Here is a 22,385-nt window from a genome sequence, read left to right as displayed (position 1 = left end):
GAAACAAAATATCTGGAATGAATTCATATGTGCACATCGCCCGGAGAGACAAGCGGGCGACATACACTATTTTCTAGTTGGTAACTCAGGCGGCTTTACTTTCAGACTGAGCTTCACTGGCAATGCGCTCGTGTTCTGCTGCCCAGGCTGCATCAATGGCACCGACTTTGACAAAGGCCGGACGGCTGCAGACCCGTTCAATGTAATTCATGACGACAGGCGATTCAGGCACGAGCTTGAACATGGTGCCCCAGCGCAAGGCATTGCCCCAGAGTACATCTGCTGCCGTGAATTGCTCACCCAGTAAATATGGCCCTTTTTCCAGTTGTGCCTTGATGATGCCCAGCATGGTGTCAAAATCACCGTAAGGGCACATCGACGGCATTGCTGGCGGATGTTGCGCAAACTTGTCTACCAGTGCAGGCTCATAGCAAGCCGCATAGTAGGCCATCCAGCGCAGATAAGGACCGCGCAACTGGCTATCCAGTGCGGGTGTCAGGCCTGCCTGCGGGAACAGGTCTGCCAGATACAAGAATACTGCCACTTGCTCGGTAATGAGCTCGCCACGATGCTGTATCGCAGGCACTTTACCCATGGGGTTGATGGCAAGATATTCGCTTTGCCTTTGCTCGCCAGCTTTCATGTTCAAGACATGCAATTGATAAGGTGCGCCTAATTCTTCCAGCATAATCAAAGCGCCTGTAGCGCGTGTTTGTGGGGAGTAGAACAGGGTGATGTTGTCTGCATTGCTCATGATAAGACCTTTCTTTTTATCGCGGAGGCGGAATTGCCGGACCGTTGATGTAAGAATATGCCTCCATACCTGACACCTTTTGTCAGGTTGAGTTAATATTTGCTACTATTTCAAGATTAGTACAAAAAATAAGGTTTTGCCCACGCATGCGTGCCAGTCGTCTGATTAATATTCTTGCCATCCTGCAGGCGCGTGGTTTTGCCACTGCGCCAGAACTGGCTGATGAATGCGCAGTCAATCTGCGCACCATCTATCGAGATATCGACGCGATGAGCGAAGCGGGCATCCCCATCTATAGCGAGCGTGGCTCAGGTGGCGGCTATCGTTTGCTCGACGGTTACCGCACCCAACTCAATGGCTTGTCAGCCAAAGAGGCCGAGGCCCTGTTCATGAGCGGCTTGGCAGGTGCCGCAACGGACATGGGGCTGGGCTCTGTCATGATGGCCGCGCAAAACAAGCTGCTGTCAGCCATGCCCGCCTCTTTACGCGAAGGTGCGCAGCAAATGCGCTCGCGCTTTCATCTCGATGCACCAGCCTGGTTTGGTCAGTCAGAACAACCTGCGCACTTGCCCAAAGTTGCCGATGCGGTGTGGGAGCAAAAGTGCTTACAGATACGTTACCAGAGCTGGAAAGGAATCAAGGAGCGCGTCGTCCAGCCTTTGGGCCTGGTCATGAAAAGCGGTTCCTGGTATCTGGTCGGGCAGGTAGATGACACACCACGCACCTACCGCATTTCACGCATGCTGGAATTGTTGGTGCTTGAAGAACGCTTCGAAAGACCTGCGCCTTTCGATCTGGCAGCTTACTGGCGCAAATCTACCGAGCGCCTGGAGCAGGACATGCACAGGAATGTGGCAACCGTGCGCCTGTCACCAAGAGGGGTGAAATTCAGGGAGCACTTTTTGTCGCCCTATGTCTTTTCTGAAATGCAGCTGGCCAGTGAGCTTGACGAAGACGGCTGGTGCAGGGCGACCATGCCCGTAGGTTCCCTGATGATGGCATGTGCAGAAATTTTACGTTTTGGTGAAGATGCCGAAGTGCTGGAACCACCAGAGCTGGTGAGCAAGGTGAGGGAGCACGTAGAAAAAATGGCGATGATTTACAGCAAGCCTGCAAGTAAGTAAGTTAGTAACTGAGCAAACTGATCAATTAAATAAGCCAGCGTAATTCCCTTGAAAATAAAAAAATCCCACAACCGTTGCCAGTTGTGGGCGAACACCTTTTGGAGAGGAATACCTTAACCCTGAAGAGCAAACTGTTCATGCTCGTTCAGATAAAACAAAAAATCAAATAACGGATTAATTATATACATTTTATTTATAAAATATCGATAAAATGATTTTATTGTGGCTTTTATGGGATGCTCTGATTCAAAATTAATTGGAGGCAATATTAGAAAGCCAGATACAGCATGGGATACCTGGCTTAAGGACTGATGTCCAAACAAGCGAGTGTTGCATCTCAGTCTGGCTCAGGCCTGATGTAGATAAAAGTCCACCTGGTCGATAAACCAGCGTCCGGCCGGGCCGGGTGGCGCGGCTTGTGGATACACCGCCTGCATGGCCAGTTTTTTGCCACCCTGGGGTATGCTTTCTACATCCAGCACTTGCAAGATGCCTGCCGCAAGATCGTGTTCTACCATGTGCAGTGGCATACCACCCCAGCCCACACCATTGAGAATGAATGCATGTTTGGCCGACAGGTCTGCCAGCCGCCAGGTATGAGGCGACATGACACCGTAGTCCTGGCCTGCCATTAATTCTGACCTGTCGGTAATGACCAGTTGCGTATGCTTTGCCAATTCAGCTTTTGGGATGGTGCCGTTAATTGCCGCTAATGGATGGCTGTGCAAAGCCACCATCAACAGTGACACTTCGCCCAAGGTCTTGGTGCTCAAGCTTGGAAAATCGATGGGCAGGGATGCCAGTATGCCTAAGCTACAGCGCTCATCCAGCACCGGCTGATAGGCAGCACCCAGACCCTCAACATACAGCCGCAAAGGAGTATGAGGAAATTGCCTGGCAAAATCCTTGGCTACAGCGGCTATCACTGCAGTAGGAAAAAACACATCCACTACCACCGATAACTCTGGCTCCAGCCCGGACGCCATGAGCTTGGCACGTGCCTTCAAGGTATCGACGCCTGCTACGATATTGCGAGCGTCGGCTAATAGCAAAACACCTTCAGGTGTGAGTTTTGGGTAGCGGCCAGAGCGGTCAAAGAGTAGCACACCTATCTGTTCTTCCAGACTATTGACCCAACCGCTGACGGCAGACTGCACCCGGTTCAGCTTCCTCGCTGCAGCTGAAAAACTGCCTTCATCTACGGCTGCGATGAAGGTGCGGAGTTGGTCCAGTGACACGCCGTCCAGCATGATTGATCCTCATATCTCTTTAATCCATCTCAAATAAAGATGGTATATATCTCAATATATCATCTTTTCAGATTCAAATATTGGCAGCATCATTCAGTTCACTTTCTTTACATTAAAGGTTCTGTCATGAAACTTTTGCATCTTGATTCCAGCATACTTGGCGCTCACTCCGTCAGCCGTCAATTGTCTTCCGAAATCGTGGCACGCGAAATTACCCTGCATCCGGGTATTGAAGTCATTTACCATGACCTGGCGGCAGATGCCGCACTCCATTTGTCAGGCGCACACATGGCGGTGCGCCAGGGGGCAGCGTTGGAAGACACTTCCCTGGGTAATGACATCGCCAAGGGCGACGCCTATGTGGAAGAGTTGATCGCTGCAGATATCGTAGTAATAGGCGCACCCATGTATAACTTTTCTATCCCTACCCAGCTCAAGGCCTGGATAGACAGGGTTGCGGTTGCTGGCAAGACTTTTCGCTATGGTGCGGATGGTCCTGAAGGCCTGTTATCCCAGAGTAAAAAGCTCATTATTGCCGCAGCGCGTGGCAGCGTATATGCCGCAGGCACTCCAGCCGCTGCTTATGAGCATCACGACAGCTATTTGAAGGGTCTGATGTCATTTTTGGGCATAACTGACATCACCGTTATTCGCGCCGAGGGCTTGGCATTCAGCACGGAAGCCAAAGAGGCATCTATCAAGCAGGCCTTGAATGAGATCGCTGCGCTGGCCGCCTGAACCTAAAAATCCACCTGGTACAAAAAATCTGATCAAGGAAATAAACATGACTTACTCTATTATTGGTGCAGGCAAAGTTGGCATCGCACTAGCTCGTCACTTTGCTCACGCAGGCATCGAAGTGTCGATCGCTAATACCCGTGGCCCTGCCAGCCTGGCAGATCTGGCGAAAGAACTGGGATCTACAGTGAAGCCCGTGAGCTTGCAAGATGCACTTGCTGCTGACACGATCATCTTCGCTATACCATTCCGCGCGCACCGTGAGGTCGCTGGCGCTTTAGCCAGCTGGAATGGAAAAATCGTTGTCGATGCCATGAATGCCTATGGCATTGCGCCGGAAGAATTGCAGGGCATGGCCTCAACAGAAGTGCTGGCGACAGCATTGCCTGGTGCACGCGTGGTCAAATCTTTTAACCAGTTACCTGCGGCTTTGCTGGCCGCTGACCCTGCATACGATCAAGGTCGCCGTGTTATGTTTGTTGCGGCTGATGATGCTGAAGCCAGTACCAGCATCGCCCATCTCGCTACCCAGTTTGGTTTTGCGCCGATACAACTGGGCAGGATAGATGAGGGTGGCCGCTTGCTGAAGTTGAATGGGCCACTCTTGCTTCAGAATTTAATTAAACTGAGCTAAAAATAGGCTCAGACGCTGGATGGAGTCGTGAAGATCAAAAGTCGGCACTAACACATTAATAATCTGCGCCTGGACCCTCAACTAATGTCGATTGTGCTTATCATTTTTCAAGGTCAGGGTTTTCAGGTAAGCGATCAGGTTTTTCCTGTCACCGTCTTTACTGACGCTGACATCCATTTGTTGTCCAGGGATATAGGCTTCAGGGTCTTGCAGCCAGCGGTCCAGGGTTTTTTCATTCCAAACTATCCTGGCATTACGCAAGGCTGGTGAATACTCAAAATCTGCAATGCTGCCAGCCTTGCGGCCAAATACGTTGGCGTGTCTTGGGCCGATATTGTTGGCTTCCACAGTATGGCAACCCAGGCAGCGTGATTCATAGATGATTTTGCCAGCCTGTATCTCATCTGCTTTTGTTGCCGTGGCATCAGAAGCTATCAGTGCGACGCCTAATGGCAGCAGGCATACGAGCAGTTTTCTAAAACTATTATCCAGCTCTGATTTTTTCTGCTGGACGGAAAAAATCCTGGCGTTGAAAAGAGCCGCCATCATTGATATGCCAGTTCAGTTGCAGTCAGCGCGGCACGGCATGTGTTGCAATAAATTGGACAGCGCCAGCCAGCCAGAATGGAAATATACAAATTTGTCATGATGTTCTCTTCGTCTTCAAATACGCAGCCCTGTTGCTGCTTGGGAATATACGCAGACGGGTGCAGACTGGATTCACAATTTTTAAAAATTGCCACAAGGAAATTAAAATGTTATTTACTTGCTATTTGAATTGGCGGAGCGAAAGTACGACAAGAGGGGCGTGGAAGGAGCTGGATTGAAGGTGATTGATGTTGATTGATCTTCATTGAGCCAGATTAATGTGAATCTGGCTCAATCAATTGCATCAGTTCGGTGAACGATCTTATTTTTTCGCTGCAAAAGCCAGCAAGTCGGCCATCGAACCTGCAAAGACGTCGGTATCTACACTACCGGTGACGCCAGCCACTCTACCAGCTTCAGAATTTTGCCAGAAGGTCCAACTGCTCCAGCCAGTGGGAATTGTTGGCTGTGTCGCACCATATTGCGCAATCCACAATGCATACCTGGAAAAGCTGTTGTTCATATTCTGGTTCCAGAACGATGGCCCGGTATAAATCATCGGCGTGCGGCCCAGTGCCTGCTCTACCGTGTTGAGCCAGATTTGCAGGTTAGCCGCCAGGGTCGCATTACCAAAACCACCTTTATTGATTTCAATATCGACTACCGGGGGCAAGTCGCCAATGGCAATACTGCCTACCGCCTTGATGAAATTATTCGCCTGCGTGACAGGGTCGTCAGTGCTCTCATAAAAATGATAAGCGCCGCGCAATATACCCGCTGTCTTGATGCCAGACCAATTGGTCTTGAACTGCGGGTCGGTATAGGTATTGCCATCCGTAGCCTTGGCAAAGGCAAAGCCGATACCCGCGTTTTTGACGGCATTCCAGTTGACTGTACCCTGATAGTGCGAAACATCAATGCCAGATACCTGAGTATTGATTGCCATTTCATGCCCCCATGGATTAGTTGTAGATCAAATTGCAAGTTCGTACGATATCAGCATTATGGCATCTTATGCAAAAGATAATATGTTTTTAGCCAGCGCACCTTGGCTTATCATCCGGGTTGCGTTCTTCTATCAGAAATAGAAATATCTGCAATACATCGCTGTGGGGAGAAACAAAAGTTCTGCCCGCAAATTTTGTGCAGAGTATTTTACTTTGGCAATTGCACTGGTAAAGTAGCAGCCTCCCTAACGAAGAAGTTATTCATGAATATTCATTTGTCCCTCATGCCCGTTCTCGCCCTTGTCGCTGGCATCTGCATCCTGATCAAACCCAAACTGGTGAGCCTTATCGTCGCCCTGTATCTGATCGCCGTTGGTGTGATAGGCATACTTGGCCTGGGCCGACTGGGATTTCATTTATAAACCCTGATGCTGCCCGGTCAGTTGCAAGAGCGGGTCATTAAATGCGCTGAAAGGAGGTGATCATGAATAGCTTGCCCACAGTATTTCCGCTTGAAGGTGGATGCGATTGCGGTCATATACGCTACCGCATGACTGCCGCACCACTAATTGTGCATTGCTGCCATTGCACCTGGTGCCAGCGTGAGAGCGGCGCCGCCTTTGCGCTCAATGCCATGATAGAGGCTGACCGTGTCATTCACACCGGTGCAGAACCTGAACTCGTGGAAACGCCATCAGCCAGCGGCAAAGGCCAGAAAATTGCGCGCTGTCCACATTGCCACATTGCGATCTGGAGCAATTATGCAGGCGCCGGCCCGCTATTGCGCTTTGTGCGTGTTGGTACGCTCGATCAGGCTGGGTCCTTACCACCGGATATACATATCTTTACCGCGACAAAACAAACCTGGCTCCATCTGTCAGGAGATATACCTGTAGTCGAGGAATACTACGACAGACAACAAATCTGGTCGCCCGACAGCCTAGCACGCCGCAGCGCCATCCTGCCTCAGATAGAGGCTTACCAGGTAGCGCAAAAACAAGCCGCCACTAAATAATAAAGCCCGCAATCGTAACCGCAACCACAGGCGCCTGGTATGAACGCCCTGACTACCCTGATTTATAAAATTGCTTAATGCGAAGTTTGGGAGGGAGCATGCCAATTACACTTTGTTATGCTGATTAGTGGCGATTTTTATCTGTATTGCAAGCAGATAGTTAGCAATTGTGTCCAGAAGATTTTCCCCTGAACTATTTTTTTAATAATTTGCAAAGTAAATTATTGCTGCATGTCACTATTCAACTTTGTCAAGAGGTATGTTGCGACTTTGAAATGACTATGCTGACGGAGATGCGCTTAGTCCCGGTTCGCTTATGCCATATGTTTAGATCTGCTATCAAACATCAAAAAGCAAGGGGATTCCAGAATGAAAATTGCTAACCTTAAAATTGGCCTGCAGCTTGGTATAGGCTATGGCGCAGTACTGTTATTGCTGGTCGGTGTGGCATTGCTGGGCATACGTGGCATGGTTGTCACGAATAATGCTTTGCACCATGTCGTCAGTGTAAATGTGCACAAGATTGACCTGCTGGAAGAAATGTCGAAATCAGTGCACATAGTGTCACGCGTCACCCGCACCATCGCCTTGCTGACTGATGAATCCCAGGCAGGCATCCAGCATAAGAAAATTGACGAGGCACGTCTCAAATACAATGCTGCTTTTGCAGAGCTTGAGAAATTGCCGCTTGACGAAACTGGCAAAACCTTTGTCACCAGAATCAAGGAAGAACAGACAGCGGGCAGGGCAGCCAATGACAAGTTTCTGGAAATGGTCAAAGCCAATAAGGAAGAAGGCGTCGCTTATCTGATGGCCAAGGTTATTCCCGTCAACACCGTGTGGCAAGACACCTTGCAAGAGTTCATCAATCTGCAGGACAGCAAGAACAAACAGGATGAACAAATGGCAGCGGAATCATTCCAGTCATCAATGCGCTGGATGATTGCCACGACCCTGCTGGCGATCGTGATAGGTGCCATCATTGCCTGGATAAGTGCCCGCGCAGTCACTGTACCTATGGCCGCAGCTGTCAGTCTGGCGCAGACGGTTGCCAGCGGTGACCTGACCAGTCAGATAGAAATCAAGTCAAACAATGAGACGGGGCAGTTATTGCGCGCCCTGAAAAACATGAATGACAACCTGCTTGATATCGTCAGGCAGGTGCGTAGTGGTACTGAAACCATCAACACCGCATCCAGCGAAATTGCAACGGGTAATATGCATTTGTCGTCGCGCACGGAAGAGCAGGCCAGCTCACTGGAAGAAACTGCATCGTCGATGGAAGAATTGACCAACAACGTCAGGCACAATGCGGACAATGCACGACAAGCAAACAAGATGGCGATATCAGCCTCAGAAATCGCCGTCAAAAGCGGTGCCGTCGTGGCCGAGGTGGTGGCGACCATGGGCACTATTAATGCTTCATCCAAAAAGATTGTTGATATCATAGGCGTGATTGACGGCATCGCTTTTCAGACCAATATACTGGCGCTGAATGCAGCGGTGGAAGCTGCCCGGGCAGGTGAACAGGGCCGTGGTTTTGCCGTGGTTGCCAGCGAGGTGCGCACGCTGGCACAGCGTTCGGCTGCGGCTGCCAAAGAAATCAAGATACTGATCAATGATTCCGTTGAGCAGGTAGCTACCGGCTCGCGTCTTGTCGATGAAGCTGGAATAACCATGGAAACAGTCGTCAGCAGCATCAGGAATGTCACCGATATCATGAGCGAAATAACTGCCGCAAGTAGCGACCAGACAACAGGCATAGACCAGATCAATATCGCCATTGGCCAGATTGATGAAACAACCCAGCAAAATGCGGCCCTCGTCGAACAGGCTGCAGCTGCAGCTGGCTCATTGCAGGATCAGGCAGCACATCTCGCCGCTCTCGTCGAAACTTTCAAGCTGGCGTCAAATGATGGAGTGATGGTATTGCGTTCGTGAATGCAGCCTTGCAGCCATGCTGGCTGCATACCGGATAAATAAAAAGCAGCAGCGCTGGTAGGATGCCAGAAGTGCAATAAGGACAGTAGGGACAGTAAGGACAGTAAGGGCAATAAGGGATATTGAGCGCAGCTCTTTGAAGTTACTCAATTCATCAATGTTTTTATAGTTTGAACTCCATCCGCAATCCTATACGTGCATAGTTGGGCTTTTGCGTGCTGGTTTGTACAGTGCTGCTGGTATTTAAATATTCCCTTACTGTCTGGGTATCAGGTGCCAGCAAATTGTCGAGGTTCAGCACCAGGCGGCATTGCGGGTTGACTGTCCAGATGGCATTCGCCGTCAATGTCATGCGGTGCGACTCATAAGTACGCTGCGTCAGGTTATTGCGCAGCCAGTCGCCAGGCAGCCAGTTGGCATCGACATCAATTTTTACAGGCATGTCACTCATGGCATAAGTCATGCCTAGCTTGGCACGCCAGGGCAACTGTCCTTCCAGTCGGTTATCTGGCCCCGGAACATCGCTGAGTACCGAGTGTGCCCAACCGAGGTTGCCGCGCACATCCAGTTTTGGGGAAGTTGGCCAGAGATCGCGTACAGCCACACGCCAGTCCAGATTAAAACCCTGCACGCTGGCGCTACCCAGGTTGGCAGGGCGCTGTACATAACGCGGCACATTGGCCCAGGGCACCGGCGCCAATACAATTTCCTTGCCGATTTTGCGCTCTATCTGGCGCGCATAAAATTCCAGGCTGATCTGGCTATCCCGGCTCAAGCCATGTTCATAAGCCAGATTCAGCGCCAATGCACGTTCCGGCTGTAAACCGGGATTACCGCTACTGTCCGCAGTATCAATGGTATTAGCGCCGCAGCCAGTCATATTGGTACAGGGAGCCAGCGAATTGACTGAGGGCTGCAGCATCAATTGATTGCTTTCTGGTGCCTTGAAGCTGCGCGCCAGCGATGCCCGCAACTGACGTCTTTGATCACTTTCCAGTTTTTTTGTCACATGTAAAGAGGGCGACCACACGCGAAAACGTGACTGGCTTGTGAGATTGTCTTCGGTCAGATCAAAGCGCTGTTCTTCAGTTGATAAGCCCGCATTCATGGCCAGGTTTTTATCTATACGCCAGTCATCCTGGATGAATGCCCGCCATTTATCTTCCCGTATGCTGGTTTTGTTTCCCAAGACAAGCAGGCTGGTGTCGATGGCACCATTGAGCAAATAACTGGTGCTGGTCTCATGCTGATCACGGCTGACTTGCAAGCCGGTTTTTAATCTGTGACCACCATTGAGGCGTTTTTGATGGTTGATGGCTAATAGCAAGTTCCAGTTATTGTCGCGCCATTCCTGACGTCGTAAGCCACTGCTTGCGGCATTATCCTGGTCATTCAGAAGGGTGTTGGAATTATATCGTATCTGGCCATCATTCCAGACAAGATTTGCATCGATGTTACCCAACTCCTCACTCTCGTACTGCCAGTTCAAGGGAAGCCGGTAGCTGCGCAGTGAGGCGGAAGAAATTTGGGTCAACTGCAACGATTGCCCAATTGCCCAACGACGTTGCTCTTCATTGAGTTTATTGGAATTGATTTGCCCGGTAGAGGGCTTGAAACTCAAACTGCCATTTTCAGTTTTATAGGCAATTTCTCCGCTCAAAGCTCCTGCCTCATTTTCATTCAGGTTGTGACGACTAGCAGTAAATTGAGGTAATAGCTGTGATCGAGCTATCAATATTTGCGTGTCTTGCGCATTGCCAGGAGACTGGTTTTTTTGTAGAAATACACTGGCCATCAGACTAATCGGGCTGTCCTGGCTAAACTGGTTCAGTAGCCAATTGGCAGAGCCACCATGCTCGCCACCCATGCTTTTGACTTCCAGATTAAGTTGTTGCTGGTTTTTGCGTACGTGTTTACGCAGGATGACATTGATAGTCCCCGCAATCCCAAACGGGCCGGTCTCGGCGGTGGTAGTTTTAATAATCTCTATCTGCTCCACTTCACTGAGATCAAGGTCCAGCGGGTTTTTACCTATGGCAGGTAAGCCATCGACGAGAATCTGAGTGTAACCGGGCAAGCCCAGCAAGCTCAAACGGCCATCTTTACCTATGGTGATGGCCGGCTCGCGTTTGAGCAATTCACTCACGTTTTGCAAGCCGCTATCGGTAATTTTTTGGCGACCTATGATGAGCTTGCCTGCTGCCAGTTCGCGGTTTGCCTCTATATCTGTTTGCGCGCCGTTGATCTCTACCTGTTGCACTTTTTGAGCTTCCACATTGGCAGGTGGAACAGCAGGAGTATTTTGTTGTGACCAGACTGCGCTGCTGGCGAGCAGCAAGCCGGACATTGCGGTGATGCGGATATACATACAATTTTTCAGAAGTCTAATCTTCGCAAGAGGGCATTACAATTAATGATCAATTACCGACAGTAAAACCTCGAGGTTTATTCTGGATTGCGCGAGCATATTTTTGTGCAGTCTTTTTCTGCCTTAATTCTGACGCGCTCCAGTTCATCTTCCTCTTTTTTGCGTAGCTCTTTTAGCTTTGCTGGCTCTTTTTCTTTTTCAATTTCTGCACGAATGATGTCGAGCCCTTTTCGATTGACTGCGAAATCAGGGGATACTTCATTACATACACGTTCGCACTCTGCACGGGGACGCGCTTTCCTGCCTTCGGGGCTAAACTGTGCCTGAGCTTCAATACAAGGCAATGCGCTTAGCATCAACGTCAGCAATAAAAATATTTTCATTCGGTCAGATATCTCTTTGCAAAGGGCAGTATCGTTAGGCTTAGTTTGTGCCAGGCAACCAGGCAATTATGAATTTATCAAAAAAAAATGCTAATTGAGTCTTATGGCTTATTCTGGATTGTTGATGCAAATATTCTGGCAAACGTTTTCTATTTTTTCTTTTACCCGCTCCAGCTCTTTTTTCTCTTCTTGACGTAATTCACTTAACTTTTCAGGGTCTGATTCTTTTTTTATCGCGGCAAGGATTTTGTCGAGATTTGTTCTGAAATTCGGAAGCTCAATGGTTTTTGCATTACATCTATATTCACATTCAGCACGTGTACTCACCCTCTTGCCTTGATGGTTAAACTGCGCCTGAGCGTTCATGCCAGACAATGCGCTTAATATCAATGCCAGCAATAAAAATCTTTTCATTCGATTTAATCTCATTTTATTTTTGACAAACGACTTCATCGCAGGCTTCGCTCCTGCCATAGAAGAGTGTGATTATGAATTTATTCAAATACTAATTAGACCTCAGATTTAGTCAGGATTGCCCTCGCAAATATATGTGCAGGATTTTTCAACTTTGTCTTTGACACGTTCCAGTTCGTTTTCTTCTTTTTTGCGTAGATCTTTGAGTTTTGCAGGATCTTTTTCTTTTTCAATTTCCGCCCGGATTTTATCTAGACCTTTCCGGTTATGTGCGAAATCAATAGATCCTTCATTACATAAGCGCTCACACTCTGCGCGTGGGCGGGCCTTTCTTCCTTCTATATTAATCTGGGCCTGCGCCTCGATACAGGACGAAGCGCTTAGTATTATTATCATTAATAAAGATAGTTTCATTCCATCTGACCTTTGTGAGTAACAGCCTACCGTATTGCCTGTGCTGAGAAACATGCTGGCTTTGCATGCATTTCCATTGCAAAAAAACAAACTGCATATTAGTTGTGTAAGTTTCACAATGTCAATTGTTATAGCGATATTTTTTGCTGAACATGCTTCATGCAGATATCTTCGTCAGGCTCATAGTTATTGCCTGCATCTCACCTTAATTCTGCATCTGCTTCAAATGAGATAAAGCACTGGCTTTGTCCTGATAAGTTCTTCTTATACTTGGGCTTAAATAGCAATGCCATTGTGGTCGATTGCGTATTTCGGTAAGATCAAGACGGATAAAATAAGTATTTTGCGAATTAAGCAAAGATAGGTCAGGCTTGGCCAGAAAGTAGCATCATCATGCTGGATGAAATCAAAACCTTTATCGCGGTTGCTACTGAAGGCAGTTTCAGTGCTGTTGCGCGCAGCCATGATCTGGCGGTCTCTTCCATTACCCGCAAGCTTGATGCGCTGGAGGCCGATCTGGGTGTCAGGCTGTTTGCCCGCAGTTCGCGTTCCATTACTTTGACTGATGCCGGTAATCAGTTCTTGCCGCGTGCCCGTACCATCGTTGCTGAAATGGAGGAGGCCAGGCATGTGCTGGCTGACCTGCATGCTGATCCGCGAGGTTTGTTGACCGTGACAGCGCCGGCAGCGTTTGGCCGCATGCACGTAGTACCTGCACTGGCCAGTTTTCTTGAACGCTATCCTTTGATGCAGATAGATTTGCATCTGAGTGATGATTTCGTCGATTTGCTCACGCGCAGGGTGGATGTGGCGATACGCATAGGTGTGCTGCCTGATAGTGACCTGGTTGCCACCCGGCTGGCACCAATTAACCGGCTGGCTTGTGCCAGCCCGGCTTATCTGGCTGCGCAAGGGCGCCCAGCCTCTCCCGAACAATTGCTGCAACACAATTGCCTCAATATCGCATCGTCACCCTTGCCGTATGGCTGGTGGAGTTTTGCGGGTGTCAGGAATGAGGCGGCCTTGCCTGTCAAAGGCAATTTCAAAAGTGATGATACCGAAGCACTGCTCGCTGCCGCCGTGGCAGGTATGGGTATTGCGCATCTTGCCAGCTGGATGGTGTGCGATATGCTGCGCGCAGGCAGGCTGGAACTCTTGTTCCCCGACTTACCCATGCCAGCCAAAGCTGCCCAGACAGGCATACATGCAGTGCGCATGCCAGGGCGTTCACATACTGCCAAGGCGCAGTTGTTTATCGCTCATCTGAAGTCGTGTTTTGGTGAGCAGCCGTATTGGGAAGATTTTTAAGTAATGCTCAGGATGGTACAAGTCGCGACTATTCGGCGTACTGATCGTCAGGTTTGTGTAACCAGGGGGGAGGCCGGTAGGGAAGAAGCAAGGACTCTTGCAGAACAGCCTGTGGTGGCATTGCTGCCCACACCAGGCTGTTACATCTCGTCAGCCAAGCTGACGAGCTAGGCTAATGTTAGCCCATGCAGCCAGCGCAACGATAGCGTGGTGTGTAGAACAGGTTGCAAGAATCCTGGTTGCCATTCTGGCATTCTTCATACCAGGCTACACATGTTTCACATGGGATAAGGGCAGATGCGCTGCCTGCGAAACCGAAAGCGATACCAACGCCGACAAAAAATGTAAACAATGCTTTTTTCATTTTGCTCATTACTGACTCCTGGGGTTGTGTGAAAGTCAAATGTCGTTGTGTCGAGAGTAATCTCGACGCGTTGATGCTAGGTTAACAATGTCAATAGGTCAATATTTATTTATTGAATATACTTATTAAATATTTATATTGACAATATTTGCCTGGCCAGAATATTGTTCACAACTGCTAGTTGTGACTCAGGTCATAGAACTTGATTGCAGTTCATCAAGGTTGCAGTTCATCAAGGCCTGGCTTGCAATCGTTGTTTGGCTTATCAATGGAAGGTGGAAAAATGCTGAAACAGAGACTGAAATCAATCGCTTCATACGCTTTGATCCTAATCGCTGGGCTGGCCGTAGGGCTGGCAGCGGCCAATGTTCCGCGCTGGCTGACGCCTGCTTATATTGAAGGGGATTACAAGGCGTATTTCCCTGATGCAAAGACCAAGGTCGTGCTGTATGCGACAGCTACTTGCCCGTATTGCGCCAAAACCCAGGAATACCTGAAGGCGAAAAATATCGCCTACGTCAAGTTTGATATCAATGAATCAGAGCAGGCACGCAAGGAATTTAAGCAGTTGAAAGGAGAGATCGTACCGCTGATACTGGTGGGCAACCGCCAGATAGCCGGTTTCAAACCTGAAGTTCTGGATTCGGCATTACAGCAACTGCATTAGTGCAAGGAGCTGATTGTCTTGCAAGTGCAAGCTTGGCGTAAGCCGACGAGGTTGCCATCGTCGGCTTTCTGCTGAATTAGACTGCTCAGATAAAATGACAGACATAATCGAGGGTATCAATAGTCTCGATTTCAAAACGTGAATTGGCCGGGACGTTGAATTGCTGGCCAGCTTCATAGGTATTCCATTCCGTTTCACCCTCCAAACGTATGCGGCATTTGCCTGCATTTACTTCCATGATCTCGGCTGCCGCCGTATTGAATACCAGGCTGGACGGGAAGATTACGCCTATGGTTTTTTTGCTGCCATCGGCAAACAGGACGGTATGAGAGACGCATTTGCCATCGAAGTACAGATTGGCTTTTTTAACGACGCTGACTTGATCAAATTGAGTGGACATGCGGTAAAACTCCAAAAAAAGACCCGCGCAAATGAATGGGCGGGTCGGGAATAGTTTAAATATTCAGGTTTTATTGATTGCGTTACTGACCGCGTTTTGCGCGGGCATTGGCTGCAATACGCATGCGCAATGCATTCAGCTTGATAAAGCCGCCAGCGTCTGCCTGGTTGTAGGCGCCGCCATCTTCATCAAAGGTAGCGATGTTCATGTCGAACAGCGAATCGGTTTTGGAGTCGCGCGATACCGTGATGACATTGCCCTTGTACAGCTTCAGGCGTACCCAGCCATTGACTGTGTGTTGGGTATGGTCAATCAGGGTTTGCAGAGCGACGCGCTCTGGAGCCCACCAGTAGCCGTTATAAATCAGGCTGGCGTAACGTGGCATCAGGTCATCTTTCAGATGCGCGACTTCACGGTCCAGGGTGATGGATTCTATTGCACGGTGGGCGCGCAGCATGATGGTGCCGCCTGGCGTCTCATAGCAACCGCGGGATTTCATGCCGACGTAACGGTTTTCCACCAGGTCCAGACGGCCTATGCCGTGCTTGCCACCGAGGCGGTTGAGTTCTGTCAGCACCGTCGCTGGCGACATGCGTACGCCATTCAGGGCGACGATGTCACCGCGTTCAAATTCTACATCCAGGTATTCTGGCTGGTCTGGTGCAGCTTCAGGGCTGACAGTCCAGCGCCACATGGATTCTTCGGCTTCGGCACTTGGGTTTTCCAGGTGACGGCCTTCAAAACTGATATGCAACAGGTTGGCATCCATGGAGTAGGGCGCGCCACCGTTTTTATGTTTCTGGTCGATTTCTATGCCTGCATCTTCAGCATATTTCATCAGTTTTTCACGGGACAGCAAATCCCATTCACGCCATGGAGCGATGATCTTGATACCTGGCATCAGCGCATAGGCGCCGAGCTCGAAACGTACCTGGTCGTTACCTTTGCCAGTCGCGCCGTGGGAAATGGTGTCTGCACCAGTTTCTTTAGCGATTTCAATGAGGCGTTTGGCGATCAATGGGCGGGCGATGGACGTACCCAGCAGGTATTCACCTTCATACACGGTATTCGCGCGGAACATAGGGAAGACGAAGTCGCGCACGAATTCTTCACGCACATCATCGATAAAAATATTTTCAGGCTTGATACCAAACTTGATGGCTTTGGCACGCGCTGGTTCCAGCTCTTCACCCTGGCCCAGGTCGGCAGTGAAAGTGACGATTTCGCACTGATAATTATCTTGCAGCCATTTCAAAATGACAGAGGTATCCAGACCGCCAGAATAGGCGAGGACGACTTTTTTAGTATCGCTCATGATGTGCTTTCGAAAAAATTAAAACTTAAGGCTTAAGACCGAAAAGATCACCACAGAGACACAGAGACACAGAGGAAAAACTTGGAGAAAATCCAGGTCGATTCTTGGTCAGTATGAGTCTGCTTGCTCTTTAAATTAATTTGCAGCTATATAAATACTTAAAAAGAGAGAAGTCAGCAAAATTGTCCAACTCAAATCTTTTGTAGGTTGGGCTACGCTTTATCAGCCCAACAAAATCACAGATACCAGTCTTGTACAATCTGGAGTTGGATAAAGACCTTGTCCAAGTCGCAAATTCTTTGACCCATATTAGATGAGCCGTAACAAGATTTTCTCCGGTTTTTCATCTGCGCCTCTGTGTTGAGAGGTCTTTTCCAAAAAATTACCGTGGTCGTAACAAGATCAGCGAATCTCGCCCACCACCAAATATTCCAGCAAGGCTTTTTGCACGTGCAGGCGGTTTTCGGCTTCGTCCCAGACTACTGATTGCGGGCCGTCTATCACACCGGCAGACACTTCCTCACCACGGTGCGCTGGCAGACAGTGCATGAACAGGGCATCGGGATGGGCGCGGGCCATCTTGGCTTCATCAACTATCCAGCCATCAAAGGCTTTCAGTCTCGCCTGGTTTTCATCTTCATAACCCATGCTGGTCCAGACATCGGTATTGACGAGATCGACACCGGCGCAAGCGTCGGACGGGCTGTCAAAGACCGTGTATTGCGACGGGTCTGCCGTCACTTGCGTCATATCGATGTCGTAGCCTTTTGGCGTAGAGATATGCAGGTGGAAGTTGAATACTTGAGCTGCCTGCAGCCAGGAATACAGCATATTATTGGCGTCACCTATCCATGCCACCTTTTTGCCGGTGATGGAGCCACGGTGCTCAATATAAGTAAACACGTCAGCCAGCACCTGGCAGGGATGATGTTGATTCGTCAAGCCATTGATGACAGGCACGCGCGAATTCGCAGCAAAGCGTTCTATCATTTCTTGCTCAAAGGTGCGGATCATGATGATGTCACACATGCGTGACATGACCTGGCCAGCATCTTCTACCGGTTCGCCGCGGCCCAACTGGCTGTCGCGGGTATTCAGGTAAATCGCTGCACCACCTAACTGATGCATGCCCGCTTCAAAGGACAGGCGGGTACGAGTCGAGTTTTTCTCGAACACCATGACCAGGGTTCTGTCCAACAAAGGGTGATAGGTCTGATAAGCCTTGAAGCGCTGTTTGATGATGCGGGCACGCTGCATCACGTATTCAAACTCGGACAGGCTGAAATCGGAAAACTGCAGGAAATGTTTGATAGCCATAAATAAAACGGGCAGCAAGTTAAGCTTGCCGCCGCTTGTCATAACTGCTTAATTATAAGGGATTAATCGAGGCTTCCCATATTAAATTCTGGGAGCAGGCAAATTTGACCCTTTTTACTTGGGTTTGCCCATAAAAGAAGATCTTGCACTTCTTGTTACTGCCTTCTCCCAAAGCTTAGCATCAAATGATGGTTTTAGGCAGATAGAAGGAATGAGCATAGCAACAAGAGTCTTTTTGAGATGTTGCCGCAAGGAAAATTGCATTTGTGAACTTTCGTCAACTAGCTGGAATTTCATATTGGTTTGTTTAAACTAGATTTCATTGCTGTATTTGCATAAATATTTGGTGATTAGCGCCGCGGTTGCGCGAAATTCCGAGGGAATTGTAAGCAAATGCAATCAAGTGTTAATAAATGAAACATCTTGCAGATGAAGTTCGCCTGATAAGTCTTCCAGAAATGATGAAGGACTCTACAGCGAATATTTTTTAAATGATTTTGTAAAGAATACAAACTATGAGCGCTCTGTTAGCCGGACTGACCGTCCTGATCATTGGCGATAGCCATATGTCCACCCCGGATTATCTGATCACCACTTTGCACGATGATTTGATGAGCAAGGGTGCCGTAGTGTATTCCTTCGGTGCCTGCGGTGTTGCCGCCGGTGACTGGATGGTGAAAAGCCAGTCTCCTTGCGGTGGCGCTACCCGTATCAAGGATGGTCCGGTAGAAGTGAAAACCGGGCAAGACGCGATGACCCGCCCCTTCAATGAACTGGTCAAAACCTACAAACCTAATTTGGTGGTTGTCGTTAATGGCGACACCATGGCATCTTATGCTGCGCCTGAATTGCCAAAGACATGGATCTGGCAACAGGTGTCCCGCCTGACCAAAGGCGTTAAAAACAATGCAGTAGGTTGCGTCTGGGTAGGCCCGGCCTGGGGTACTGAAGGCGGCAAGTTCAACAAGACTTTTGCCCGCGCCAAAGAAATGTCCGGTTATTTGTCCGAGATCGTCGCCCCTTGTACTTACATCGATTCCCTGACCATGTCCAAGCCGGGCGAATGGGCATCGTCTGATGGCCAGCATTTTGATCTGGCTGGTTACAAAGCCTGGGGTACTGCAATTGGCAATGCCATTTCTTCTCCTGCAGTTTTGCAAACCATCAAAAAATAAATAAAAAATCATTAAAAATAAATACGGACTCTGACCCACATGAAAAAGCTTATCTTTGCTTGCCTGACTTCAGCCTTGACTCTGGCAGCGCATGCTGACAATCCTTTGTATGAAACCGGGCCTGCCCAGGATTCATCCTTTGTCAGGTTTCTCAATGCAAGCGAAGATAAAGCGAATGTGGTCAATGGCGCCGCCAAAGTGGCTTTGGCTGCCCAGGGTGACGCCAGGGTTTCCCGTTTTTATCCCGTTAAGGCGGGTGCCAAGCTGGCAGCCAATGTGCAGGTCGGTAACGCCAAGACTTCTGTCGAAGTCGTTGCCAAACCAGGTGAATTTGTCACGATTGCCATCGTCAGCAACGGCACCGGCGTAACAACGGTGGTAGTCAAAGATACGCCGACAGATTTCAATGCCAGCAAAGCCTCGGTTGCCTTGCTCAATCTGGACAGCACCTGTAATGCCGCTGGTTTGAATGTGGCAGAAAAAAATACTGCCATACTGGAAGCAGTGAAGCCAGCCAGCCTGCAGCGTCGTCTTGTCAATCCCATCAGCCTGAAAACCCAGGCGATTTGTGATGCCAAGGACGTGGGTAAAACCATAGACCTGGGGCAGTTGCAACCAGGTGAGCGTTATAGCGTGGTTGTCATGCCTGGCAAAAAAGCACGCCAGACTTTCTTTGTACGCGACAGTACGTCCTGATCTGATTACGGGTTCTGGCCATGGTATTTGCGTCCCTGGAGTTTCTGACTCTCTTTCTACCCCTGTTCTTTGCACTTTATCTCGTCACGCCCCAGCGTTTTCGTAATCACACTTTATTGGTCGGTAGCTGGCTGTTCTATGCCTGGTGGACACCAAAATTCCTGTTGCTGATTATCGCTTTGACGGTACTCGCCTGGGGTGCAGCAATACTGATAGACAAGAGCCAGAGCGAACAACGCAAGACCCGCTTGATGGTGATTGCCATCGTCCTCAACCTGTCGTCGCTGGTCTGGTACAAATACACTAATATGCTGGTGTATTCACTCAATACCATTTTGACTGGCCGTGACATGCCCACCATACCGTGGGAAAACCTGATGCTGCCGATAGGCTTGTCCTTCACGGTCTTGCATGCGATTTCTTATATTGTTGATGTGCGCCGCAAAACGGTGGATGCACAATACAGCATCATTTCTTTCAGCGCCTATATGGCGATGTTCCCGCATCTGATCGCCGGCCCGATTGTGCGCTACAAGGTTATCGACACCGAATTGCGTGAACGTGTTTTTTCGATAGACAAGTTTGCTGCCGGTGTGCGCCGCTTCATGGTCGGCTTTTCGATGAAGGTCCTGATTGCCGACACCTTGTCACCCATCGTGACCCTTGGCTTTGGCTTGCATAATCCCAGTTTGATCGATGCCTGGACTGCTTGTGCGGCCTACACCCTGCAACTGTATTTTGATTTTGCCGGCTACAGCGCCATGGCGATAGGCCTGGGCCTGATGCTGGGTTTCGATTTCCAGGAAAATTTCAATAATCCCTATCTCGCGGTATCGATACAGGATTTCTGGCGTCGCTGGCACATGACCTTGTCGTCATGGTTGCGTGATTATCTTTATATTAGCCTGGGTGGTAACCGTGGTGGTCCAACTCGTACCTACATCAATCTTTTGCTGACGATGGCCATAGGTGGTTTGTGGCATGGCGGCGAAAACTGGAATTACCTGATCTGGGGCATCATCCAGGGCACCGCCCTGTGCTGTGACCGCGCATTTACCCAGCGTGGTTTATCCATGCCCAATTATTTGTCGCGCACTCTGACCTTGCTGGTTGTCATGCTGGCATGGACAATTTTCCGTTCTGAGAGTTTTGCTACTGCCACTGATATCTGGGCAGGCCAGTTTGGTATGCACGGTGTTGCCATGGGTGACGCGATTGCCCAGGCGCTGCGCCCCAGTATCATCCTGACCTTTGTGCTAGGCCTCATTTGCGTGGTTTATCCTGCCACCAAAATTGGCAAGCAGGGCGGCCTCGGTTTTGCGGGCTGGAGCATGACCTGGCCAGTGCTGACTTTTGCTTATGCTGTCGTGGTTCTAGCTGGGCAAAAAGCGATTCCCTTCCTGTATTTCCAGTTTTAGGAGATCATCATGAGTGAGTGTTTTAGTTTTGATCCCAAAAAAGCTGGCTGGACACGCTTTATCCCTGTTGCTGCCTTTGGCGTCATCATGCTTGGTGGTTTTGCCGTTACCCAGACATCCCTGCGCGATGTACCAGAAGAAAAATGGGAGGGCATAGGTAAAATACACCGTCTGCTGGATGGCGAAGCAACGCGGCAGTTTTCAACCCAACTGAATGAGCACTTCCTGTTAAGCAAACCATTTGCAAAAATTGAACGTGGCGTCACTTGGACTATCGCCGGTGACACCGGCGCTTCTGTGCGCCGTGGCTGCGATGGCTGGTTGTTTTTGTCAGATGAGCTGACCCCTTACGCGCATGCAGCAGAGAATGCCGCAGCCAGGGCCAGGATCATTACCCAGACAGCCGCTGACCTGCAAATGCGTGGCATCAAACTGGTGGTTGCTGTCGTGCCCGACAAAACCCGCATAGAAGAAGATCATCTGTGTGGCTTGCATCGTCCCGCAGGGTTTGCCAACCGTTTGAATGACTGGGTCAGCACCCTCGCAAGTAACAAGGTCGAAGTGCTGAACTTTGCACCAGCTTTGTCAGCCATGACAGGCGAGCGTTACTACCGCAGTGATTCGCACTGGAATGAGCGCGGTGCCAACGTCGCTGCGACCACCCTGGCAGACCGCCTGCAGTCGTTGAAGCTGGTCGAAAAACCGACAGCTGCACCTGACCCCAAAGCCATACAAAGTAATACGACCGAGCGTTCTGGCGACCTCATGCGGGTTTCCAATCTTGAAGGCCTGCCTGCATGGATGCGCCCGGCAACAGAAGTTACCCAGGTCAGCAAGGTCGCACCCGTAGCAGTCGCCAGTGATGATTTGTTTGGCGATGCAGGCTTGCCGACCGTGGCCCTGGTTGGTACATCCTTTAGCCGCGCAGCAAATTTTGTTCCTTTCCTGAGCCAGCATCTCGGCGCCCCGGTTGCCAACCTGGCCAAGGATGGCGGGGATTTTGACGGCGCAGCTTACGCGTACCTGAACAGTAAAGAATTCAAAACCCAACCACCGAAAGTCGTAGTCTGGGAAGTGCCAGAACGTATGCTGCAAAAAACGCTGACTGCATCAGAAAAAAAATGGCTGGAGACTTTTAAGTCATAATCCTGATTT

At 49.6% G+C, this 22,385-nt stretch carries 24 protein-coding genes; 12 read left to right on the top strand and 12 right to left on the bottom strand.

Annotated elements, in window-relative coordinates; all coding sequences use genetic code 11:
* Positions 1–85: 85 nt before the first annotated feature.
* Positions 86–754 carry a glutathione S-transferase family protein gene (locus ACO0LL_RS12900; protein WP_422951261.1) on the bottom strand — a complete coding sequence of 223 codons (669 nt, stop codon included), beginning with the start codon at positions 752–754 and terminating at the stop codon, positions 86–88.
* A 146-nt stretch (positions 755–900) separates the two neighbouring features.
* Here ACO0LL_RS12900 and ACO0LL_RS12895 point away from each other — a divergent pair, with 146 nt between their 5' ends.
* Positions 901–1,878 carry a helix-turn-helix transcriptional regulator gene (locus tag ACO0LL_RS12895; protein WP_422951260.1) on the top strand — a complete coding sequence of 326 codons (978 nt, stop codon included), beginning with the start codon at positions 901–903 and terminating at the stop codon, positions 1,876–1,878.
* A 347-nt stretch (positions 1,879–2,225) separates the two neighbouring features.
* Here ACO0LL_RS12895 and ACO0LL_RS12890 read toward each other — a convergent pair whose 3' ends face one another.
* A complete protein-coding gene (locus ACO0LL_RS12890; protein WP_422951259.1) occupies positions 2,226–3,128 on the bottom strand; it encodes a LysR family transcriptional regulator in 903 nt (300 codons plus the stop codon).
* A gap of 126 nt (positions 3,129–3,254) precedes the next feature.
* On the opposite strand from ACO0LL_RS12890, the gene ACO0LL_RS12885 reads away from it, so the two are divergent.
* Together ACO0LL_RS12885 and ACO0LL_RS12880 are read left to right on the top strand one after the other, a co-directional pair.
* A complete protein-coding gene (locus ACO0LL_RS12885; RefSeq protein ID WP_422951258.1) occupies positions 3,255–3,866 on the top strand; it encodes an FMN-dependent NADH-azoreductase in 612 nt (203 codons plus the stop codon).
* Positions 3,841–4,500, top strand: coding sequence for an NADPH-dependent F420 reductase (locus ACO0LL_RS12880; RefSeq protein WP_422951257.1), 660 nt, complete (start codon positions 3,841–3,843; stop codon positions 4,498–4,500). The genes ACO0LL_RS12885 and ACO0LL_RS12880 overlap by 26 nt, the downstream gene beginning before the upstream one ends.
* An 81-nt stretch (positions 4,501–4,581) precedes the next feature.
* Here the strand turns inward: ACO0LL_RS12880 and ACO0LL_RS12875 are convergent, their stop codons facing one another.
* The gene (locus ACO0LL_RS12875) at positions 4,582–5,049 is read right to left on the bottom strand and encodes a c-type cytochrome (RefSeq protein ID WP_422951256.1); all 468 of its coding nucleotides are present in this window, start codon (positions 5,047–5,049) and stop codon (positions 4,582–4,584) included.
* Positions 5,050–5,410: 361 nt separating this feature from the next.
* A complete protein-coding gene (locus tag ACO0LL_RS12870) occupies positions 5,411–6,034 on the bottom strand; it encodes a glycoside hydrolase family 25 protein (protein WP_422951255.1) in 624 nt (207 codons plus the stop codon).
* Between the two features lie 264 nt (positions 6,035–6,298).
* Between ACO0LL_RS12870 and ACO0LL_RS12865 the strand changes: the two genes are divergently transcribed.
* The 3 genes from ACO0LL_RS12865 (at position 6,299) to ACO0LL_RS12855 (ending at position 8,991) form a co-directional block, all read left to right on the top strand.
* A complete protein-coding gene (locus ACO0LL_RS12865) occupies positions 6,299–6,457 on the top strand; it encodes a DUF3096 domain-containing protein (RefSeq protein WP_422951254.1) in 159 nt (52 codons plus the stop codon).
* 62 nt (positions 6,458–6,519) lie between these two features.
* Entirely contained in the window at positions 6,520–7,050 is a 531-nt protein-coding gene (locus ACO0LL_RS12860; protein WP_422951253.1) for a GFA family protein, read from the top strand.
* Between the two features lie 369 nt (positions 7,051–7,419).
* Entirely contained in the window at positions 7,420–8,991 is a 1,572-nt protein-coding gene (locus ACO0LL_RS12855; protein WP_422951252.1) for a methyl-accepting chemotaxis protein, read from the top strand.
* 163 nt (positions 8,992–9,154) lie between these two features.
* On the opposite strand, the gene ACO0LL_RS12850 is transcribed toward ACO0LL_RS12855, so the two are convergent.
* The 4 genes from ACO0LL_RS12850 to ACO0LL_RS12835 all read right to left on the bottom strand — a co-directional run bounded on the left by ACO0LL_RS12850 (position 9,155) and on the right by ACO0LL_RS12835 (position 12,570).
* The gene (locus tag ACO0LL_RS12850; protein ID WP_422951251.1) at positions 9,155–11,359 is read right to left on the bottom strand and encodes a TonB-dependent receptor plug domain-containing protein; all 2,205 of its coding nucleotides are present in this window, start codon (positions 11,357–11,359) and stop codon (positions 9,155–9,157) included.
* 77 nt (positions 11,360–11,436) lie between these two features.
* On the bottom strand, positions 11,437–11,742 hold the full coding sequence (locus tag ACO0LL_RS12845; protein WP_422951250.1) for a hypothetical protein: 306 nt from the start codon (positions 11,740–11,742) through the stop codon (positions 11,437–11,439).
* 108 nt (positions 11,743–11,850) lie between these two features.
* Positions 11,851–12,216, bottom strand: coding sequence for a hypothetical protein (locus tag ACO0LL_RS12840; RefSeq protein WP_422951249.1), 366 nt, complete (start codon positions 12,214–12,216; stop codon positions 11,851–11,853).
* A gap of 48 nt (positions 12,217–12,264) precedes the next feature.
* Complete coding sequence (locus tag ACO0LL_RS12835; protein WP_422951248.1) at positions 12,265–12,570, bottom strand: hypothetical protein; 306 nt, start codon at positions 12,568–12,570, stop codon at positions 12,265–12,267.
* 393 nt (positions 12,571–12,963) lie between these two features.
* On the opposite strand from ACO0LL_RS12835, the gene ACO0LL_RS12830 reads away from it, so the two are divergent.
* On the top strand, positions 12,964–13,878 hold the full coding sequence (locus tag ACO0LL_RS12830) for a LysR substrate-binding domain-containing protein (protein WP_422951247.1): 915 nt from the start codon (positions 12,964–12,966) through the stop codon (positions 13,876–13,878).
* Positions 13,879–14,056: 178 nt separating this feature from the next.
* On the opposite strand, the gene ACO0LL_RS12825 is transcribed toward ACO0LL_RS12830, so the two are convergent.
* Complete coding sequence (locus tag ACO0LL_RS12825; protein ID WP_422951246.1) at positions 14,057–14,251, bottom strand: hypothetical protein; 195 nt, start codon at positions 14,249–14,251, stop codon at positions 14,057–14,059.
* Between the two features lie 274 nt (positions 14,252–14,525).
* On the opposite strand from ACO0LL_RS12825, the gene ACO0LL_RS12820 reads away from it, so the two are divergent.
* A complete protein-coding gene (locus ACO0LL_RS12820; protein WP_422951245.1) occupies positions 14,526–14,909 on the top strand; it encodes a glutaredoxin family protein in 384 nt (127 codons plus the stop codon).
* A gap of 85 nt (positions 14,910–14,994) precedes the next feature.
* On the opposite strand, the gene ACO0LL_RS12815 is transcribed toward ACO0LL_RS12820, so the two are convergent.
* The 3 genes from ACO0LL_RS12815 to argF form a co-directional block, all read right to left on the bottom strand.
* On the bottom strand, positions 14,995–15,309 hold the full coding sequence (locus ACO0LL_RS12815) for a pyrimidine/purine nucleoside phosphorylase (RefSeq protein ID WP_422951244.1): 315 nt from the start codon (positions 15,307–15,309) through the stop codon (positions 14,995–14,997).
* Between the two features lie 82 nt (positions 15,310–15,391).
* A complete protein-coding gene (locus tag ACO0LL_RS12810) occupies positions 15,392–16,624 on the bottom strand; it encodes an argininosuccinate synthase (RefSeq protein ID WP_110257440.1) in 1,233 nt (410 codons plus the stop codon).
* A gap of 402 nt (positions 16,625–17,026) precedes the next feature.
* Positions 17,027–17,941 carry an ornithine carbamoyltransferase gene (argF, locus tag ACO0LL_RS12805; RefSeq protein WP_422951243.1) on the bottom strand — a complete coding sequence of 305 codons (915 nt, stop codon included), beginning with the start codon at positions 17,939–17,941 and terminating at the stop codon, positions 17,027–17,029.
* A 515-nt stretch (positions 17,942–18,456) separates the two neighbouring features.
* Here argF and ACO0LL_RS12800 point away from each other — a divergent pair.
* From ACO0LL_RS12800 to ACO0LL_RS12785, 4 genes are read left to right on the top strand one after another with little or no spacing between them, the layout of a single operon-like run.
* Positions 18,457–19,116: an SGNH/GDSL hydrolase family protein gene (locus tag ACO0LL_RS12800; RefSeq protein WP_162040678.1), complete on the top strand. Its 660-nt coding sequence runs from the start codon at positions 18,457–18,459 to the stop codon at positions 19,114–19,116.
* A gap of 39 nt (positions 19,117–19,155) precedes the next feature.
* Positions 19,156–19,812, top strand: coding sequence for an alginate O-acetyltransferase AlgF (locus tag ACO0LL_RS12795; protein ID WP_422951242.1), 657 nt, complete (start codon positions 19,156–19,158; stop codon positions 19,810–19,812).
* A gap of 20 nt (positions 19,813–19,832) precedes the next feature.
* Positions 19,833–21,230, top strand: a complete 1,398-nt coding sequence (locus tag ACO0LL_RS12790) for an MBOAT family O-acyltransferase (RefSeq protein ID WP_422951241.1) — start codon at positions 19,833–19,835, stop codon at positions 21,228–21,230.
* A 9-nt stretch (positions 21,231–21,239) separates the two neighbouring features.
* Positions 21,240–22,376 (top strand): alginate O-acetyltransferase AlgX-related protein, encoded by a 1,137-nt coding sequence (locus ACO0LL_RS12785; protein ID WP_422951240.1) that lies wholly within the window; start codon positions 21,240–21,242, stop codon positions 22,374–22,376.
* The last annotated feature ends 9 nt before the right edge of the window (positions 22,377–22,385 follow it).

The organism is Undibacterium sp. TC4M20W (assembly GCF_049340245.1).
Lineage (GTDB): Bacteria > Pseudomonadota > Gammaproteobacteria > Burkholderiales > Burkholderiaceae_D > Undibacterium.
This window is presented reverse-complemented; position numbering and strand designations above follow the sequence as displayed.

Bases quoted from the DNA above. Each gene is read 5' to 3' on its own strand.
- ACO0LL_RS12900 (WP_422951261.1), bottom strand. From the start codon at position 754: ATGAGCAATGCAGACAACATCACCCTGTTCTACTCCCCACAAACACGC.
- ACO0LL_RS12895 (WP_422951260.1), top strand. From the start codon at position 901: ATGCGTGCCAGTCGTCTGATTAATATTCTTGCCATCCTGCAGGCGCGT.
- ACO0LL_RS12890 (WP_422951259.1), bottom strand. From the start codon at position 3,128: ATGCTGGACGGCGTGTCACTGGACCAACTCCGCACCTTCATCGCAGCC.
- ACO0LL_RS12885 (WP_422951258.1), top strand. From the start codon at position 3,255: ATGAAACTTTTGCATCTTGATTCCAGCATACTTGGCGCTCACTCCGTC.
- ACO0LL_RS12880 (WP_422951257.1), top strand. From the start codon at position 3,841: ATGAGATCGCTGCGCTGGCCGCCTGAACCTAAAAATCCACCTGGTACA.
- ACO0LL_RS12875 (WP_422951256.1), bottom strand. From the start codon at position 5,049: ATGATGGCGGCTCTTTTCAACGCCAGGATTTTTTCCGTCCAGCAGAAA.
- ACO0LL_RS12870 (WP_422951255.1), bottom strand. From the start codon at position 6,034: ATGGCAATCAATACTCAGGTATCTGGCATTGATGTTTCGCACTATCAG.
- ACO0LL_RS12865 (WP_422951254.1), top strand. From the start codon at position 6,299: ATGAATATTCATTTGTCCCTCATGCCCGTTCTCGCCCTTGTCGCTGGC.
- ACO0LL_RS12860 (WP_422951253.1), top strand. From the start codon at position 6,520: ATGAATAGCTTGCCCACAGTATTTCCGCTTGAAGGTGGATGCGATTGC.
- ACO0LL_RS12855 (WP_422951252.1), top strand. From the start codon at position 7,420: ATGAAAATTGCTAACCTTAAAATTGGCCTGCAGCTTGGTATAGGCTAT.
- ACO0LL_RS12850 (WP_422951251.1), bottom strand. From the start codon at position 11,359: ATGTATATCCGCATCACCGCAATGTCCGGCTTGCTGCTCGCCAGCAGC.
- ACO0LL_RS12845 (WP_422951250.1), bottom strand. From the start codon at position 11,742: ATGAAAATATTTTTATTGCTGACGTTGATGCTAAGCGCATTGCCTTGT.
- ACO0LL_RS12840 (WP_422951249.1), bottom strand. From the start codon at position 12,216: ATGGCAGGAGCGAAGCCTGCGATGAAGTCGTTTGTCAAAAATAAAATG.
- ACO0LL_RS12835 (WP_422951248.1), bottom strand. From the start codon at position 12,570: ATGAAACTATCTTTATTAATGATAATAATACTAAGCGCTTCGTCCTGT.
- ACO0LL_RS12830 (WP_422951247.1), top strand. From the start codon at position 12,964: ATGCTGGATGAAATCAAAACCTTTATCGCGGTTGCTACTGAAGGCAGT.
- ACO0LL_RS12825 (WP_422951246.1), bottom strand. From the start codon at position 14,251: ATGAGCAAAATGAAAAAAGCATTGTTTACATTTTTTGTCGGCGTTGGT.
- ACO0LL_RS12820 (WP_422951245.1), top strand. From the start codon at position 14,526: ATGCTGAAACAGAGACTGAAATCAATCGCTTCATACGCTTTGATCCTA.
- ACO0LL_RS12815 (WP_422951244.1), bottom strand. From the start codon at position 15,309: ATGTCCACTCAATTTGATCAAGTCAGCGTCGTTAAAAAAGCCAATCTG.
- ACO0LL_RS12810 (WP_110257440.1), bottom strand. From the start codon at position 16,624: ATGAGCGATACTAAAAAAGTCGTCCTCGCCTATTCTGGCGGTCTGGAT.
- argF (WP_422951243.1), bottom strand. From the start codon at position 17,941: ATGGCTATCAAACATTTCCTGCAGTTTTCCGATTTCAGCCTGTCCGAG.
- ACO0LL_RS12800 (WP_162040678.1), top strand. From the start codon at position 18,457: ATGAGCGCTCTGTTAGCCGGACTGACCGTCCTGATCATTGGCGATAGC.
- ACO0LL_RS12795 (WP_422951242.1), top strand. From the start codon at position 19,156: ATGAAAAAGCTTATCTTTGCTTGCCTGACTTCAGCCTTGACTCTGGCA.
- ACO0LL_RS12790 (WP_422951241.1), top strand. From the start codon at position 19,833: ATGGTATTTGCGTCCCTGGAGTTTCTGACTCTCTTTCTACCCCTGTTC.
- ACO0LL_RS12785 (WP_422951240.1), top strand. From the start codon at position 21,240: ATGAGTGAGTGTTTTAGTTTTGATCCCAAAAAAGCTGGCTGGACACGC.